Source organism: Oribacterium sp. C9 (assembly GCF_002007235.1).
Lineage (GTDB): Bacteria > Bacillota > Clostridia > Lachnospirales > Lachnospiraceae > Oribacterium.
Genome location: NZ_MUHW01000007.1, coordinates 126,653 through 144,157, shown reverse-complemented (window position 1 = coordinate 144,157; position 17,505 = coordinate 126,653). Strand labels below are relative to the sequence as shown.

The following is a 17,505-nucleotide window of genomic DNA, read 5'->3' as shown; positions in this document are numbered from 1 at the left end:
GCTAAGGGTATCAAGAACAGTGGTCTCGACAAGGTTGATATGAGCAAGTTCGCTTAAATATAAACATAAAATAATTAAAAGGGGATACGTCCAAACGGGATCCGGAATTTAGCTTTTTAAATCAGATGGCAGGGATCATGCTTAATTAACTGGCTTTTACAGCATGATCTCTCGCCTTTCAGAAGGGCACAGATGATTAAAGGATTACCTCTTAGCTGAAAGGCCGTTCGTGAAAAGAGGGTTTGGTCGTATATGAGTTTTGTGGCAGGTTATAGGTGACCTGATAAGTGACGTCGGACCGAGTGAAAAGAAGGCTGACGTTCCCACAGTAAATAAGGAGATAATATATGGAGATTGCATTAAACCAGCCAACAAAGACTGTTGGAACTGTGCAAGAAAGACTTGGCTTTAATCCGAGTGAGGTTAAGAAGTTAAGCTTCAAGGAGTTAGTTAAAAAGGTTGGACCGGGAATCATACTTACAGGAATAGTTATCGGACCTGGAAATATCACTACATCTGCCATGATGGGTGCAAATTATGGCTATCAGATGATGTGGCTTCTTATTCCTATCATCATCATGGGAATCACATTTACCATGACATCTTATAGGATATCTATAATGACAGGTATGCCTATATTACACGCTATCAGACATTACTACGGCGGGATTGCTTCAGGCTTCTGTGGAGTGGCGTTGTTCTTATCGTGTTTCTTCTTCACACTTGGTAATATCACCGGAACCGGCGCAGGTGTAAATCTTATCTTCGGTTTTGACTGGAGAATCGGTTCTCTGATAATGCTTGGAATCCTGGCATTCTGCTACCTTACAAAGGGCGTTTATTCAAAGGTTGAGAAGGGTATAACCATCTGTATCATCGGTATGATCGTTGCATTCTTTGCAACACTCATAGCAACAGGCGGCCCAAATATAGGCGCTATGGCTCAGGGCTTTGTATCACCTAAGTTCCCTGAGGGATCACTTACAACATCTCTTGCATACATCAGCACAAACGCAGCTGTTACAGCCGGAATCTACGGCACATATCTCGGACTTGAGAAGAAGTGGAAGAAGGAAGATCTCTTCAACGGTGCAATGCGTGCAGATGCTATCACACATATCGTAACTGTTGTACTTATTTCAGGTGCTATCGTTCTGGTTGGTGCTATCGTTCTTAACCCTACAGGTGAGACTATCAAGGCTCCTGCACAGCTCGGAGAGCTTCTCAGACCATTCCTCGGCACTGCAGCACCTATCGTAATGGGTATCGCTATCATCGGCGCAGGTTTCTCTTCACTTCTCGGAAATACTCAGAGAGGCGTGGTTCTTCTGAATGCAGGTCTTAACAAGGAGACCGGACTTGAGTCAAAGCCTGTTAAGGTTCTTTGCCTTGCATGTCTTGCTGTTGCTACAGTTATCTGCTTCTCATATGGCGGATCACCTACACAGCTTATCTTCATCGCTAACGTAGCTACATCCATCGCTACACCTGTTGCAGGTCTGTTCATGCTTCTGATCCTTTGGAAGAAGGAGCTCTACGAGGGCATGGAGTCACCCAGACTTTTACAGGTTTCAATGACTATCTGCTACCTGTTCGCACTTTATATGACATCCAGTGCACTTCAGACACAGGTTCCAAAGCTGATCAATTCATTTATCGGCGGCTGATAGTGTGAGATTTGACTGACAGATGTCAGTCGGACGGTGATTTGAAGGGATCACCGGAAAAGAGAATAGTATGATAAAGGGCCATGTGCATGAGGATTCATGTACGTGGTCTTTTTTTATGCTGACTTTATGAAGATCGTACTTTCGCTTACCCTCATTGCTGCAACAGCAGGCTATCTGTTTGTATGGCTGATTTGGGGATAGTTCAGACATTTATATCCCGGACATAGCTTTTTCTACACCCTTCATACAATTGTTGTAAATGAACACAGGATATGGTATAATCCGTGGCTATTGACGCCATAACGGTGCATTATATTAAATCATTCTTGTGAAGGCGATTTTTTCATTTTTGCTTCATAAAAAGAAGGGAGATTAAGTGTACATTTGTACAGTAAGTAAGGATTTATGAATGAGAAGAAACTAAGTCTGGCAGCGCTGATACTGATGATTTTCACATCGGTATACGGTTTTAACAACATACCGAGATCCTACTATCTCATGGGTTATGCAGCTATCCCATGGTTTGTCGTTTCAGGTATCCTGTTTTTTATACCATTTGCATTTATGGTTGCAGAGTTCGGCTCAGCATTTCGTAATGAGACAGGTGGCATGTACTCATGGATGTGTAAGTCTGTGGGACCTAAATACGCATTTATCGGAACATTTATGTGGTATACCTCCTATGTACTCTGGATGGTCAATGTTTCATCCGGTATATGGGTTCCGGTATCAAATCTTATATTTGGAATGGATTGTACCTCAAGCTGGTCCTTCTTTGGATCAGAGTATTTGTCCGGTTCCAGACTGCTCGGAATCATGGCAGTGATCTTTTTTGTATTTATCACTTATTTTGATACGAAGGGAATCGACAAAATAAGTAAAGTGACTTCCATCGGTGGTTCGGCTGTACTTACCATCAATGCACTCGTTGTTATTGGATCCATAGTGATGATCGTAGCGAGACACGGTGAGCTCCTTCAGCCTTTTGAGGGCCTCGAGTCTCTGAAGACACCGCTCAATGCTGCATATCAGGGAAGTCCCGTGATGATCCTGTCATTCATCGTATATGCACTTTTTGCATATGGTGGAATAGAAGCTGTAGGTGGTCTGGTAGATAAGACTGAAAATGCGAAGAAGAACTTCCCTAAGGGAATCGTAACTGCAGCCATGGTAATAGTAGTGGGCTACGGTCTCCTGATCATGCTTGTGGGTTCTTTCACAAATTATAGTGAGATACTTGGCGCTGACAACATCACACTTGGCAATGTTTCATATGTTATCATGTCAAACTTTGCAGCCGTTTTCGGTGAAACTTTCGGAGCATCAGAGGCTACTCAGATAATGCTCGCTCACGGATTTGCCCGCGTATATGCGCTCATCATGCTCCTTGCGCTTTTAGGGGCAATGTTTACACTTGTTTATTCTCCTCTTAAGCAGCTTATAGAGGGTACTCCTTCAGAGCTTTGGCCGGGAAATATGGGAGTTATCGCGGAGGATGGCATGCCTAAGAACGCCATGTGGATCCAGTGTGCCATAGTTTCTCTTATGATACTTCTGGTATCTTTCGGAGGAGATTCCATGCAGCAGTTCTTCCTGATACTGACAGCTATGGTCAATGTCGGCATGACTGTTCCATATATGTTCATTTCGTTCGCTTTTCCTAAATTCAAGGAACTGGAAGGTGTGGACCGCAGCTTTGTTGTTTACAAATCAAACAAATCAGCCAAGATTTGGGGATATATCGTAACACTGACACTTCTCTTTGCAAATGTGTTTGCTATCATTCAGCCTGCACTGGACGGTGATTTCAAGACAACCTTCTGGTCACTCAGTGGCCCGGTTATCTTCGGATTTGTAGCATGGCTTATATACAGAGGTTATGAGAAGCGCGTTGCTGCCGGTAAGGTGGAAGAAGAGGAACTTCTAGACACAAATATTATTGCATAAGCATTAAACGGATAGTTGATTTATATAGCTTAAATAGAAAGTGGGAAGCTTAGGCTTCCCGCTTTCTTCTTTTTTGCGGAGTATCATATATTCCTTTAACAATTTGGATTTATGTATATAATATTTGTGATATCAAGATTAGGAGACCAGAGATGAAAATATACGTTGATTTTGATGATTGTTTATGTGAGACTGCGAGACACTTTTCCGGATTTGTGGAAGAGCTTTTTGATATAAAGGTTCCATATGAGAATATTCGGTTCTTTAATCTTCAAAAAACCTTTTCTTTGGAAGACGAGCAGTATGAGCATCTTATGATAGAAGCTCATAAGCCGGAGGTTCTTTTATCTTATGATGAGACTCCGGGTGCATCTATGACTATAAACAGTTGGATAGATAAAGGCTATGATGTATCAATAATAACCGGACGTCCCGGAAGTGCCTATGACGCATCCCGTGAATGGCTTGACAGACATGGCCTCGATCGGGTCAGATTATACTGTTTCAACAAGTACGGACGTGACAGCTTCATAAAGAACAGTGAGTTCAATCTGGAGCTTGAGGATTACTACAAGATGCATTTTGATTATGCGGTTGAGGATTCACCATTGGCATTCCGCTTTTTTGAACATCTGCCGGAAATGAAGGTTATGGTATTTGATCGTCCATGGAATCAGGGATGTGATCTTCCGGGGGTAAATTATCGTCGTTGCCCTGACTGGGATACTATAAGAGGTCTTGTTCAGTAGACCACAGTACGGTAAAATGAAAACCGACCGAAGAGTAGAGTTTTAAACGAGAGGCTGAAAGGTCTCTCGTTTCTTTTATATAAAGACACTAAACCATGGAACTTAGCAACAGACAAATCTACATAATTTCATATCTTTTAAATCACCCTGAAGGGATGAATGCGGATCACCTGGCTGCAAAAGCCGGGATTTCTTTGCGTACTCTGCAAACTGAGATCAGAGACATTAACAAAAGTCTCGAAGATGGGGCAGCTATCATCAATGTGGGAAAGCACGGTTATGCGGTGAAGAATTTCAGCGAAAAGGCGAGGGAGACCATTCTTGCACAGGCGGATGACCGTCAGACCATGCTGATGCCGGAGCAGAGGGTCAATGACATCCTTTCGGCACTTCTTTTCGAGAAAGATTACATCAGCATGGAGGCGCTGGCAGGAAAGCTTTTTCTATCCAAGGGGACAGTTTACAGGACTATAGAAAATTCAAGTGTTCTTAAAAAGCTTGTTACAGTGAACAGGACAAAGGGAGTTATCGTAGAGCTACCTGAATTTCAGAAAAGGCAGTATCTCACCAAAGTGTTTGACAGGGAATCGGCAGAAATCTATGCGCCTGATGTATCTGCCAAATACAGAGGGCTTGACGGCATAATGCGTTCCTACATGGCAAAGCTTTTCGTTTCACATCAGTATCATGTTTCCGGGGAATCCCTGAGGAGTTTCAGGAGATATATGGTATTGTCTCTTATCAGAAGCAGTATGGGATATACATTGGAACAAATGGATCATGGGCTTGCCATATCGTCTCTCATGAATGAGCTAATGGACATAATCTATTCCGTGACAGGAATGTCCTTTTCGGATTCTGAGAAGCAGGATCTTCAGGCGAAGCTCAATGAACTTCCTGCATTTCTTATAGAGATTCCTGATACAAGAAAGGCATGGATCACTGAATGGGAACCGGCATATCAGCGGTTCAGTGAGTGCGTCAGGGAAACTTTCGGACTGGAGCTTTCCATGAAGGAGGATGAGAAACTGAGATTTATCCTTCATGTTTATAAGCTTCATCAGCGTGCGGAATATGGGCACCATATAAGCAATTACTATAAGAGGGAGATAAACCGGACCTATGTCCTTGCAACCCAGATAGTAGTGTGCTGTTTTGAAGAGGCCTTTGGATTCAAGGTGCCGGAAACGGAAGTTACATTTGTTGCCCTGTATGTTGCCATGGCTATAAGGTCTAAGGAGAAGCCTGTTGACTGCATCATAGTTACATCGAAGAATCCGAGCCTTGTTTGGCCTATGAAGCAGTGGATGGAGGAGCATTTCCCTAATGAGGTGGGACGGGTAACGGTAGTTGAACATTATCTTTGGTTAAATAAGGAGCTTAGCAGGAAGTATGTGCCTGAGCAGGATAATGTTTTGATCCTCACAGCCAGTGCGTCCATGGCGCTTTCATGCCCGGAGGCTGTGCTTGTAAAGCTCTTCGCCCTTGATAATGAGTATGAGCTTATAAGCAGGCGGTTAAAGGAGATAAAACAGCGTATAAAGGACAGGGAGCTTGAGGAACTGATAAAAAAATATGTGAAGGCCGAAATCGCTGAGACATATTCTTTTGCTGCAAACGCCAATAGCAATGCCAATAATGATGTAGTAACTGATACTGATAACAGTACCGATAATGTAGATGACAATTACGAGTTTGTACTGGATACGGATGCCTATCTGATGCCTTATGTTCATCATAAGAAAGCCGGAGAAAACAGTATAACGGTCTTCTATCTGGAAAAGCCTGTGCTGCACAGAGGAACTAATATCCGTTTTATCATAGAGACAAATTACTACACGGAAAGCTGTGAATGCATCGGGTTTTATAATTGTATCAGAGAGTTACTATTACCCGGTAAGCTGGATGAGCTGAAATCAGAGCTGTTATCGGGTCAAGCTGATACTCTCATGTAATCGTTTTTTCATATTTTAAAGGTGTTAGAGAAAATCTGCGGATTTCATGTCCGGTACAACTAATTTACGTTCAGTAATCCATTCCATTTATTGCACAGAAACATTGCAATTTATGGAATGGATTTATTTTTTTTAAGAGTTTATTCTGATTACATCAAAAACAAAGGAGCGTGTGAAAGTGAAATTTCCTTCGAATTTTCTATGGGGCGGAGCCCTGGCAGCGAATCAGTGCGAGGGTGCGTGGAATGAAGATGGTAAGGGACTCAGTGTTCAGGATGTTCAGGCTTTTAAGCCTAAGGTGGATCAGAAGAACCTGAAAGAAAACACAGCGGTAACACTTGAAGGGCTAAAGGCAGCAGCTGCGGAAACCGATACCACCTACTATCCGAAGCGTCATGGAATAGATTTTTACCATCGGTATGAAGAGGATCTGGATCTCTTTAAAGAGATGGGGTTCAGGATCCTTCGAGTTTCCATCGCTTGGACGAGACTCTATCCTACAGGGCATGAGGCGGAGCCCAATGCTGCAGGCGTTGAATTTTATCATAAGCTTTTCAAAGCTATGAAGGACAGAGGCATTGAGCCGATGGTCACACTTCATCACTATGAGATGCCACTTAGTCTTGCATTTGAAGGTAATGGCTGGGTATCGAGAGAAGTGATCGGACTTTTCATGAAGTTCTGTGAGACCTGCTTCAGGGAGTATGGTCAGTATGTTAAATACTGGATGGGATTTAATGAGATAGACAGCTGCGGAAGACATCCATTTACCTCTGCCGGAATCATTCCGGAGCTTAGTACTGAGGGTGTGGATCAGGCATGCTATCAGGCACTTCACCATCAGTTCGTGGCATCAGCATTGGCAGCGAAGATGCTTCACGAGATGGTTCCGGGAGCTCTTATGGGATGCATGCTTACGAAGCTTACCTGTTATCCATATACATGTGAGCCTATGGATGCTCTGGTTACACAGAAGAGAAATCTTGAGAATCTGAGCTACACGGATGTGCTTGTTTTCGGTGAGTATCCGAAGCTGATACTTCGAGATATTGAAAAGAGAGGCATTAGCATAAAGATGGAACCGGGAGATCTCGAGCTCATAAAGGATAACACAGTTGATTATGTGAGCTTCAGCTACTACATGAGTATGACAGAGTCTGTGTCACCTGATGCACCTAGAACACCGGGCAATACGGTTCTGGGAGTCAAGAATCCGTATCTTAAGTCCAGTGAATGGGGCTGGCAGACAGATCCTGTGGGACTGAGATTCTCTCTTATCGAGATGTATGACAGATACAAGAAGCCTATTTTTGTAGTAGAGAATGGTCTCGGAGCAAGAGACAAGGTGGAAGAGGACGGAAGTATCCACGATGATTACAGAATCGAATACTTCAGGAACCACTTCACCGAGATGGCAAAGGCCATCGATGACGGTGTAGAGATGCTTGGCTACACAAGCTGGGGTCCTATCGATATCATAAGTGCTTCAGGAAACCAGATGAGCAAGCGTTACGGTTTCATCTATGTGGATCAGGATGATTTCGGAAAAGGAACACTGGCACGTTCCCGTAAGGACAGCTTTTACTGGTACAAGAAGGTCATCGAGACAAACGGGGAAGAGATGTGAATCTGGCCGGATCTGAAGGGGGTCCGGAGATAAATATAAAGTCGGATCTTTTACTGGCTTAGAAAGACCTGACATATCTGAGAAGGAGAGCAACAATGAAGAAAGAACTTGATTTTAAGACTATGGCACCTGCCATAATAGCTGCAGTAGGCGGCGCTGAGAACATAAAGACTCATACACACTGTATGACCAGACTTCGCCTAGTGCTTGCAGATAAGAAGAAGGCAAATGAAGAGGAACTGAAGGCAATCGAAGGCGTGAAGGGCGTCATCGATCAGGCAGGACAGTATCAGATAGTTATCGGACCTTCTGTAGAGCAGCTTTACAATGAGATGCTTCCACTGCTTCCGGAGACAGGCGCAGAGGCACCTGTTAACGAGAATCTAGACGGAGATACAAAGGAGAATGCAGTAAGTAAGGTATTTGCGTTTATCTCAGGCTGTATCACACCGACACTTCCTGTACTTATCGGTTCAGGTCTTATCTCTGCACTGCTTGCCATCGTGAAGTTCATGAATCCGGCAGCTACAGAGACAAACACATATGTGCTGGTAAATGCATTGGCACAGGCAGCTTACAGCTATCTTCCTGTTATGGTAGCCTTCGCGGGTGCACGTCGTCTCAAGACCAATGAATATGTTGCAGCATTTGTGATGCTCGCCCTTTGCTCAGGTACTATTTCAGGCGTTGAGGAGCTTGATCTTTTCGGTATCGCTCTTACAAAGGTTAGCTACACATCAAATATCGTGCCTGCACTTCTGATGGTTCCTGTTATGGCAGTGCTTGATCGTCAGATCATGAAGGTACTTCCTGATGCTGTTAAGTCGATTCTCAGACCATTTATCCTTGGTCTCGTGATGTTCGTACTTACACTTCTCATCCTCGGACCTATCGGAACCATCATCGGTACAGCTCTCGCTAACTTCTGTGTATGGCTCACAAGCTTCGGTGGAATCAGCATGGCAGTTCTTTCAGCATTACACCCGCTTCTCGTAATGGTTGGTATGCATACTATCATCACTCCGCTTATCGTAAACGAGATCACAACCTATGGATCATCACTTCTTTTCACAAAGGCACTTGCAGCTAACCTCGCTATAGCAGGCGCAGCACTTGCAGTCGGTGTAAAGGCAAAGAAGGCAGAGAACAAGCAGACAGGTATCTCAACAGGTGTTACAGCACTTCTTTCAGTAACAGAGCCTGCACTTTACGGATGTCTCATCCGTCTCAGAAAGCCCCTTATCTCTGCAATCGCTGCAGCAGCTATCACTGGAATCTTCGTAGGTATGTTCGATGTTCGTGCTTATGCAACAGCATCCTGCTCATTCCTTACACTTCCTATCTTCCTTGGCGGTACAATGCAGAATTTCGTACTTGCATGTGTTGCAGCAGTCATCGCTACAGTCCTCGGATTCGTTATCACATGGTTCGTGGGATTTGATGAGTGAGTCATGGAAAAGGGACTGAGATATTATAAGAAATAACAGCTCCTTGAAACGTATCTGAAGCATTCGTTTGAGGATCAGAAGAAAAACAAAAAACAGTTTGAAAGTAATATGAAGCAGGTGGCAGGAATTTGCCACCTGTTTTTTTGTTATGAATGGATCTGCACCTTTATCATGGTTATATCTATGGGGTGGAAAAAGGAATTATCGAGGTCAGTGACTTATTGGTAAAATGTTTAAAGCATGTATTTTATTATGACACATTTTGAAGGAGAAGCTGCTATGGAACAACTTTTTGACTACAACATATTTCTCATAGGTTTTATGGGGGTTGGTAAATCCACCATATCCGGATTACTCGGTAGATTGACTGACATGGAAGTGGTTGAAATGGATCAGATTATTTGTGATCGCGAGAATATGAGTATTTCAGATATATTTAAAGTGCATGGAGAAGAGTATTTCAGGAATGCCGAGACAGAACTTCTCAGAGAATTAAGGTCAAAGCATCATGCAGTTATTTCCTGTGGTGGCGGTACACCCATGAGAGAACAAAATGTTCTTGAGATGAGGAAAAATGGTAGAGTTGTTTTTCTTACGGCAAAACCGGAAACTATACTTGAACGTGTCAAAGACAGACATGAAAGACCACTTCTTAAAAATAATAAAAATGTGAAGTTTATTGAGGAAATGATGCTAAAACGCCGGGATAAGTATCTGGCTGCAGCAGATATAGTACTGGAAACCGACAACAAAACAGAGCTTGAGATATGTGAAGAGCTTGTGGATTCACTTCGTAAATACGACGTTCCTTTACATTGACAAACAGGGTTAAAATGGAGAAAATATAACCATGGGGTATAAGTAAAACGTTTTACGTTATATATAACATAACGTAAAGGAATATCGGCTGTGATACAGTCGAAGTATTACCAAGGAGGTATGAAAGGGATGTTTAAAAAGATTTTAACAGGGGTATTGATGACAACTTTGGTGCTGTCCACAGTGGCTTGTGGTTCCGGTGGAGGATCGGTTCCTAATGGTTCTTCGGCTGAAAAATCCGCAAAGACGGATTATCCGACTAAGGCAATTACCATGATAGTTCCATATGGTGCAGGAGGAACGACCGATCTGGTAGGCAGACAGTTTGCACAGGCCCTTAGTAAGGAACTTGGACAATCTATCGTGGTTGAGAATCAGGCAGGGGCATCCGGATCTGTCGGATGTCAGGCAACTTTGGATGCGGGCAATGACGGATATACTGTTTTGTTCGCAGCAGAATCACTGGGAACCCAAAGAGTCATGGGTATTTCTGAAATGAGTTATGCCGATTTCTCACCAATCGCTCTTGTTGCAAATGATCCTAAAGTTATTGTTGTTGCAGGAAATTCCAAGTACAACACAATTGAAGATATTCTTAATGATATCAAGGCAAATCCGGGAACTATCCAGATGGCATATACAGGTCCGGGCGGATCAGGTCATGTTCAGGCTCTTATCATGAATAAGTATGGTTATGAGCCGGCACTCACCGCATATTCATCCGGTTCTGACGGAATTGTTGCTGTTATGGGCGGACAGGTTGAATTCACGAATTCAAATTACTCAACGGTTAAATCATATATTGAATCAGGTGATTTAAAGATGCTTGCGGTATGTTCAACAGAACGTATGGAGCAGTATCCTGATGTAAGTGCTCTTAGCGAAGTCATGGAAGGTGCTGAAGACTATCTGTCTATACCATATACACCGTTAAGTCTGCTTGTTAAGAATGATGTGCCTGAAGATGTTCAGGAAGTTCTTCGTTCTGCTGCACAGAAGGCTGAACAGAATGAAGATTTCAAAAAGTTCATGGATGATAACAACATTGATAAACTGTATGAGACCTATAAGACTGTAGAGGATATGAATAAGTTCTATTCAGCATGGGAATCAAAGGTTTCATGGATGTTATTTGATGCCGGAGCTGCAACAAACAGCCCGGAGGATTACGGAATAGCAAAGCCTTAATAATGTAAGAGGTGTTCTCATATGGATGGTCATAAGAAAAAAACTTTAAGTAATCCTGAGATTCAGGATGGCATAGTGGTTCTGATTCTGGGCGTGGCTTTACTTATATATAGCCTGTTTATGCATTATACAGCTCGTGTTCAGACAGAATGGAAGATGTCTCCCTATCTTTTTCCTGTACTGATATCGGTATTCGCCATATTGCTGGCATTTTCACTGTTTGCCGACGGAAGAAGAGTGATGGCTTCGGAGGAAAAGAAAAAGGATTCCGGCAGTCTCATTAATTTAAAGAGGGTCGTTATAGTGGCCCTTATGGCAGTGGTTTATGAGGTACTCATGAATATCACAGGATACATACCTGCTACTGTTGTTTTTCTTATAGCCATGATCCGTTTTTTCGGAGAAAAAAGATGGTGGATGATAGTTGTTATCGCAGTTGCCACCTCGCTTATCATTTATCTCTTGTTTGGAATATTACTTAATGTTCGTTTTCCATAAAGAGGTATTTCGGAGGATTATATGAGTATTTTAGGTGTATTGGCATATTGCGTTAATATCCGCTTTATCGTATTGACATTTTTAGGTTCCCTGGCGGGAATGTTCGTTGGTGCTATACCGGGATTGTCGGTTTCCCTGGCAACGGCACTTCTGGTTTCCATAACATATACATGGTCCACTGAGGATGCAATGGGAACCATAATGGGAGTATATGTTGTGGGTGTGTTTTCCGGAGCACTTTCAGCTATCCTTGTAAATATTCCTGGAGCACCATCTTCAGTGGTCACTACCATGGACGGTCATCCACTGGCCAAAAGAGGAAAAGCATTCAAAGCCCTTAAATATGCAACAGTATATTCATTCATCGGATCTGTTTTCGGACTGGTTGCATTGGCCATACTGGCAAAGCCCATTACTGCCTTGGCCTTGAAATTCCAGCCCATGGATTATTTCCTTCTTGCACTGTTCGGACTTGCAACAGTCGGATCCCTTACGTCAAAGTCATTCTCAAAGGGACTTATAGCTGCTCTTATCGGTATATTCTTTTCCTTGATAGGTCTCGACAGCGTTGTGGGTTCTCCCAGACTTACGTTTGGTATTCAGGGACTGAAATCCGGTATCGCAACAGTTCCTGCACTGGTGGGACTGTTTGGATTTGCCGAGGTTTTATGTACTGTTTCTGATGGATGTGCAGAGGGCGAAGTTACAAAACTTGAAAAAATGGTCGTTAAGACCGGAGAAGTTTTAAAGGAATTCTGGCATTCTATCTATTATTGTGTCATAGGTACATTTGTAGGAGCCCTTCCGGGAGCCGGGGGGCCGGTTGCTGCTTTTCTTGCGTATTCAGAGGCAAAGCGCATCGTTAAAAATCCAAGTGTACCCTTTGGAGAAGGAGCCGTTGAGGGGATAGCGGCATCGGAATCTGCAAACAATGCCTGCATCGGCGGTGCATTGATACCTATGCTCACTCTGGCTATTCCGGGTGATGCGGTCACAGCTATCATCATGTCTGTATTTTACATTCATGGACTGCAGCCGGGACCTAATTTCCTTAAGACCAGCGGAGAAGCCTTCAACGCAATTCTGGCCGGTGGATTTTTGGGATGCGTATTCCTGCTTGTTCTGGGAACACTTTTGACTCCCGTAGTAAGTAAGGTGATATCAGTACCTAAAAAGATTCTCCTGCCGGTGGTCACAGTCTTGTGTGTTGTCGGTGCATATGCCTGCAATACGAGAATGTTTGATGTAGGACTTATGTTCTTTTTCGGAATTTTAGGATACTTCCTGAGAACCAGAGGATATTCTGTAGCTCCTATTACACTGGGACTGGTTTTGGGTGGAATGATGGATACAAATTTCAGGCGTGCAGTATCTTTGGCTTCTACAGCTGAAAATCCGGTGATTGCATTATTCGGACGTCCCATAACTATAGTTCTTACAGTGATCACATTTATCACTATCATTTCCAACATCCCGGCTGTAAGAAGCCTGAGGATAAAAAAAGACAGTAGAGTGGAGCTTGAGACCGTTCCGAAAATGCGCCCCGAATAAGGAGTTCGTATGTCGTATGTATATGCAAAAAAGAGAAGAGTAAATGGAAAAATATCCGCACCGGATTTGAATTGAGACAAGAGTGATTTATGGTGGAGTTCCACTGTATATCTTCGGTCTGGAATAAAATATGTTCCCGGAAATGTGTCGGACAGATACATTTCCGGGAATTTTTGTGTACAAATCTTCAGATGGATCAGGTTATATGAAAGCGTATGGTGCGTTGAAAAGGATGATCCGGATCCGTGATGTTCATATATTCCGGCAGTATATTACAGACGTTCGGAATGTCCTGAGCTTCAAGAGCGATATAGCGTGAAGGGTCAGATAGAAATCCTCCGGAATAAAGCACTATAGAAGGCGCATCCGTCATAAGGCTGAGTTTGCGCTGTGAAAAAGGATCAGTAAGAGTACAGGCGTTTTTCAGGCTTTCGTAATGCTTAACGCCGCGATATTTTCTCCGCATGTCAGGCTTTGTCAGAAGATAGGCATGATTGTAACCCTGAGCTGTGGAAATCTGTTTCCTGAACAGGGGATCGCTAAGTGTATCTGATTGAAGATTTTCAGAAAGGGACATTGGCATGCGAAAATCGAAGGGCGTACCGGATACAGGAATCATTTCTGATGGAAGGTGGTCACTGTGATTTAACATGACATTGTTTGCGTTGATCAAAAGAAGCTGTTCTAAACCGGAAATGTTCTTGTGGGGCGTCTCTTTTTTTAATGTAGATAATGTATCCGCGGAAGCTGACGTACCCTCATGGCATGTGGCTTCTATTCCATGGAGATTCCAATAGCTGTGGTTGGACATGTTGATATATGTGGGTCTGTCGGAGGTCGCATGGTAGTTTATGGAGATGCACCCAATGTCTTCGATGGTATAGCTTACATGGTAATGTCTGTTTCCGGGGAAGCCATCCAGCCCGTCAGGCTGAGATGCACTGAAGGTCACTTTGACATAATCAGTTCCTGTCTCTGTAGACTCTATAGACCAGTCTGTGAATGAAAGATTATGCGGACCGCCGTGTAGCTGATTGATACCGTCGTTTGCTTCGAGAGGAAAGACTTCATTATGCAGCATCAGTCCTGAACTGCCTATCCTTCCAGAATTGGGACAGAGCGTTCTTCCGGCATAGGAGCCTGACTGAATCAGCTTACCGTCATCGGGATAGCTTAAAACGAGGTTCAACAGGGTCGGTGGGTCATCGGAAATAACAAGAGCAATATTTTGAATTCCTGCTCCCAGAGTGCTTAATTCCACCATAAGGCCAAAACTGGTAATAGTTCTCAATATGATCCTTGATTTAATACTTTTATCTACATAATGTTCTAATTTCATGTTTTGAACCCCATAAACTTTATATATTATTAAGTATATGTGAAAAATTGATTCCGAGAACGAAAATACATATAGAGAGCAAGAAATCAAAAGCTATGAGCAATTTGAAACAATGATTTTCTAAACTCGCGGGATTAAAATGGATTTAGATAGAAAGATTTTTAAAGTGAATATCAAACTTGATACTCACGTCAGATTATAAAAGGAAAGGAGTATACCATGGAACATGTTTTGGAATTCCAACACATTTCCAAATACTTTCCCGGAGTAAAGGCTCTGGATGACGTATCCTTTAAGGCTTATTCCGGTGAAGTTCTGGCATTCCTTGGCGAAAACGGAGCCGGTAAATCCACCTTGCTTAAAACCTTGAATGGTGATTATCAGCCTACATCCGGCAAATACCTGCTTGATGGTCAGGAAAAACACTTTAAGACGCCCCATGAGGCCATTGAGGAAGGCATTTCCATCATATATCAGGAACGGCAGATACTTCTTGAATTATCGGTGGCTGAGAATATATACCTCGGAAGGATGCCACTGGGAAGATTAGGTATCATCGATAAAACGAAGGCAAATGATATGGCGGCGAAGATAATAGAGGATTTCGGACTGCCTATCAAGCCTGAAACGAAGGTCAAGGATCTGAGCATCGCTTATCAGCAGATGGTTGAGATCATGAAGGCATATTCCAGAGAGAATCTGAAGGTCATCGCCTTTGATGAACCCACTGCTTCCCTCAGTGATTCGGAAATCGAGGCTCTGTTTAAGATCATCAGGAAGCTGAAGTCAGAGGGAAAGATCATCATCTATGTTTCCCATCGAATGGAGGAGATAGAAGAGATAACCGATAAAGTGGCGATTTTCAAGGATGGACATTATGTAGATACGGTAAAGACAGGGGAATGTCCTCAGGCTGAGATGATCAGGATGATGGTAGGACGTGACCTCGGAGACATTTACAACAACCTCGACCGGAACAAGGTTATAGGAGATGTTTTACTGGAGGTCCGGGATGTGTCCTCAGACTATGTAAAACCGAATTCTTTCATACTGCATAAGGGAGAGGTTCTCGGTTTTTCAGGACTTGTAGGTGCGGGACGTACCGAGCTTATGAGAGCTATCATCGGTGCAGACAGGATGAAGACAGGTGAGGTCATACTGGAAGGAAGGAAAACGGAGATCCATTCGCCTCACGACGCAATGAAGGAAGGTATAGTCCTGGTTCCTGAGGATAGAAAGCTGCAGGGTATCATATCGAATTTTTCTGTAGCGGATAATATCAATATCTCCCTTCTGGATCAGCATTCGGACCGTTTCGGATTTGTAAACGAGAAGGAAGAAAAGAAGACAGCAGAGGAAGGTATTCGTAAGTTCAGTATAAAGACGCCATCTTCAGACAAAAAGATCGTGGAGCTGTCAGGTGGAAATCAGCAGAAGGTCATAGTTGCCCGGTGGCTGAGCACCAATCCCAAGGTTCTGATTCTCGATGAGCCTACAAAGGGAATCGACGTAGGTGCAAAATCAGAGTTTTACAATATGATCTGTGAGTTTGCAAAGCAGGGCATCGGAGTCATCCTGATATCCTCGGAGCTGCCGGAGGTCATAGGACTATCTGATCGTATCATAGTCATGAAGGGCAGACAGATCTCCGGAGAGATATCCAGGGAGGAAGCAAGCGAAACAAATCTCCTTAGTCTTGCAATGATCGGGAAGGTGGAAAAATCATGAAAAAGTTTAAACTGAACGGTGACAAGCTGGTGCTTGTAGCTGCCATTGTTGCTGTATTTATTCTGTTTACTGCACTTAACAGTAATTATTTATCGATCACCAATATCATAAACATCCTGATAGCGGCATCTCTGGTCGGACTTGTTGCCATCGGACATACATACCTCATCATAGCAGGTCAGAACGATCTGTCTCCGGGATCTCTTGCAGCATTCTCCGGAGTACTGGCTGCTACTCTGGTGGGGTACGGCATACCCTTTGTGCTGACCTGCATCATCACCATAATTGCCGGAATGCTTGTTGGACTCTGCAATTCCTTTATGGTCAACAAGATAAAGCTGGAGGCGTTTATCGCAACACTTGTTTCACAATCTGTTATCCGTGGATTTGCTTATATCATCTGCGGTGGAAAGCCTGTAGCTATATCGGATCCTACATTCCTGCTTTTAGGTAAACTGAGGATAATAAACATTCCTTTATCTGTCTGGATCATGCTTCTCTGTATCGTGGCGTTTGGTATCGTTCTTGCGAAGACCAAGTTCGGACGATCCATATATGCCATCGGAGGTTCCAAGGAAGCGGCAAGACTTGCGGGACTTAATCCGCAGCAGATCATCAGAAGAAGCTTTCTCATGATGGGCGCCCTTTGTGCCATCGGAGGTATCATCTTCTCTGCACGTATGAATTCGGGACAGCCTGCAGCCAACGTGAATCTGGAGTTTGACGCCATCACTGCGGTAATCCTCGGGGGCGTATCCTTTGCGGGTGGTGTAGGTGACATGGGAGGAACATTCCTCGGTATCATCCTTATTCAGGCATTCAATACAGGTCTGACCATGGTCAATGTTCCATCATTCTGGCAATACGTGGCAAAGGGCGGGCTGCTTCTGTTCGCTCTTGCAACAGACTATGTACGTAAACAGCGCAGGGAGAAGGAGCTTCTCGAGCTGTCCATGAAGAATCTTTAAACACAATATGCAAATGCA

Annotated in this window: 12 protein-coding genes and 1 pseudogene; 12 read left to right on the top strand and 1 reads right to left on the bottom strand. The window is 43.5% G+C overall.

Going from position 1 to position 17,505, the window contains the following annotated elements; genetic code table 11:
* Positions 1-347 precede the first annotated feature (347 nt).
* The 10 genes and pseudogenes from BXO88_RS06435 to BXO88_RS06390 all read left to right on the top strand — a co-directional run bounded on the left by BXO88_RS06435 (position 348) and on the right by BXO88_RS06390 (position 13,452).
* Complete coding sequence (locus BXO88_RS06435) at positions 348-1,667, top strand: Nramp family divalent metal transporter (protein ID WP_078036927.1); 1,320 nt, start codon at positions 348-350, stop codon at positions 1,665-1,667.
* A gap of 408 nt (positions 1,668-2,075) precedes the next feature.
* The gene (gene yjeM, locus BXO88_RS06430) at positions 2,076-3,617 is read left to right on the top strand and encodes a glutamate/gamma-aminobutyrate family transporter YjeM (RefSeq protein ID WP_078036926.1); all 1,542 of its coding nucleotides are present in this window, start codon (positions 2,076-2,078) and stop codon (positions 3,615-3,617) included.
* Between the two features lie 152 nt (positions 3,618-3,769).
* Positions 3,770-4,366: a 5' nucleotidase, NT5C type gene (locus BXO88_RS06425; RefSeq protein WP_078036925.1), complete on the top strand. Its 597-nt coding sequence runs from the start codon at positions 3,770-3,772 to the stop codon at positions 4,364-4,366.
* Between the two features lie 155 nt (positions 4,367-4,521).
* Positions 4,522-6,321, top strand: coding sequence for a PRD domain-containing protein (locus BXO88_RS06420; RefSeq protein WP_242945168.1), 1,800 nt, complete (start codon positions 4,522-4,524; stop codon positions 6,319-6,321).
* A 178-nt stretch (positions 6,322-6,499) separates the two neighbouring features.
* Positions 6,500-7,948 carry a glycoside hydrolase family 1 protein gene (locus BXO88_RS06415; protein ID WP_139355528.1) on the top strand — a complete coding sequence of 483 codons (1,449 nt, stop codon included), beginning with the start codon at positions 6,500-6,502 and terminating at the stop codon, positions 7,946-7,948.
* Between the two features lie 95 nt (positions 7,949-8,043).
* A complete protein-coding gene (locus BXO88_RS06410) occupies positions 8,044-9,396 on the top strand; it encodes a PTS transporter subunit EIIC (protein ID WP_078036922.1) in 1,353 nt (450 codons plus the stop codon).
* Positions 9,397-9,681: 285 nt separating this feature from the next.
* Positions 9,682-10,215 (top strand): annotated as a pseudogene (locus BXO88_RS06405) (shikimate kinase); the annotation flags it as partial.
* Between the two features lie 129 nt (positions 10,216-10,344).
* Positions 10,345-11,403, top strand: coding sequence for a tripartite tricarboxylate transporter substrate binding protein (locus tag BXO88_RS06400; protein ID WP_206099969.1), 1,059 nt, complete (start codon positions 10,345-10,347; stop codon positions 11,401-11,403).
* 21 nt (positions 11,404-11,424) lie between these two features.
* The gene (locus tag BXO88_RS06395; RefSeq protein ID WP_078036920.1) at positions 11,425-11,901 is read left to right on the top strand and encodes a tripartite tricarboxylate transporter TctB family protein; all 477 of its coding nucleotides are present in this window, start codon (positions 11,425-11,427) and stop codon (positions 11,899-11,901) included.
* 21 nt (positions 11,902-11,922) lie between these two features.
* Complete coding sequence (locus tag BXO88_RS06390) at positions 11,923-13,452, top strand: tripartite tricarboxylate transporter permease (protein ID WP_078036919.1); 1,530 nt, start codon at positions 11,923-11,925, stop codon at positions 13,450-13,452.
* A 196-nt stretch (positions 13,453-13,648) separates the two neighbouring features.
* Here the strand turns inward: BXO88_RS06390 and BXO88_RS06385 are convergent, their stop codons facing one another.
* Entirely contained in the window at positions 13,649-14,791 is a 1,143-nt protein-coding gene (locus tag BXO88_RS06385; RefSeq protein WP_078036918.1) for an aldose epimerase family protein, read from the bottom strand.
* Between the two features lie 219 nt (positions 14,792-15,010).
* Between BXO88_RS06385 and BXO88_RS06380 the strand changes: the two genes are divergently transcribed.
* Positions 15,011-16,519: a sugar ABC transporter ATP-binding protein gene (locus BXO88_RS06380; RefSeq protein ID WP_078036917.1), complete on the top strand. Its 1,509-nt coding sequence runs from the start codon at positions 15,011-15,013 to the stop codon at positions 16,517-16,519.
* Complete coding sequence (locus BXO88_RS06375; RefSeq protein WP_078036916.1) at positions 16,516-17,487, top strand: ABC transporter permease; 972 nt, start codon at positions 16,516-16,518, stop codon at positions 17,485-17,487. The genes BXO88_RS06380 and BXO88_RS06375 overlap by 4 nt, the downstream gene beginning before the upstream one ends.
* Positions 17,488-17,505 lie beyond the last annotated feature (18 nt).

What these genes read in the sequence shown, in the direction of transcription:
- BXO88_RS06435 (WP_078036927.1), top strand. Translation starts at nt 348, where the DNA reads ATGGAGATTGCATTAAACCAGCCAACAAAGACTGTTGGAACTGTGCAA.
- yjeM (WP_078036926.1), top strand. Translation starts at nt 2,076, where the DNA reads ATGAATGAGAAGAAACTAAGTCTGGCAGCGCTGATACTGATGATTTTC.
- BXO88_RS06425 (WP_078036925.1), top strand. Translation starts at nt 3,770, where the DNA reads ATGAAAATATACGTTGATTTTGATGATTGTTTATGTGAGACTGCGAGA.
- BXO88_RS06420 (WP_242945168.1), top strand. Translation starts at nt 4,522, where the DNA reads ATGAATGCGGATCACCTGGCTGCAAAAGCCGGGATTTCTTTGCGTACT.
- BXO88_RS06410 (WP_078036922.1), top strand. Translation starts at nt 8,044, where the DNA reads ATGAAGAAAGAACTTGATTTTAAGACTATGGCACCTGCCATAATAGCT.
- BXO88_RS06400 (WP_206099969.1), top strand. Translation starts at nt 10,345, where the DNA reads ATGTTTAAAAAGATTTTAACAGGGGTATTGATGACAACTTTGGTGCTG.
- BXO88_RS06395 (WP_078036920.1), top strand. Translation starts at nt 11,425, where the DNA reads ATGGATGGTCATAAGAAAAAAACTTTAAGTAATCCTGAGATTCAGGAT.
- BXO88_RS06390 (WP_078036919.1), top strand. Translation starts at nt 11,923, where the DNA reads ATGAGTATTTTAGGTGTATTGGCATATTGCGTTAATATCCGCTTTATC.
- BXO88_RS06385 (WP_078036918.1), bottom strand. Translation starts at nt 14,791, where the DNA reads ATGAAATTAGAACATTATGTAGATAAAAGTATTAAATCAAGGATCATA.
- BXO88_RS06380 (WP_078036917.1), top strand. Translation starts at nt 15,011, where the DNA reads ATGGAACATGTTTTGGAATTCCAACACATTTCCAAATACTTTCCCGGA.
- BXO88_RS06375 (WP_078036916.1), top strand. Translation starts at nt 16,516, where the DNA reads ATGAAAAAGTTTAAACTGAACGGTGACAAGCTGGTGCTTGTAGCTGCC.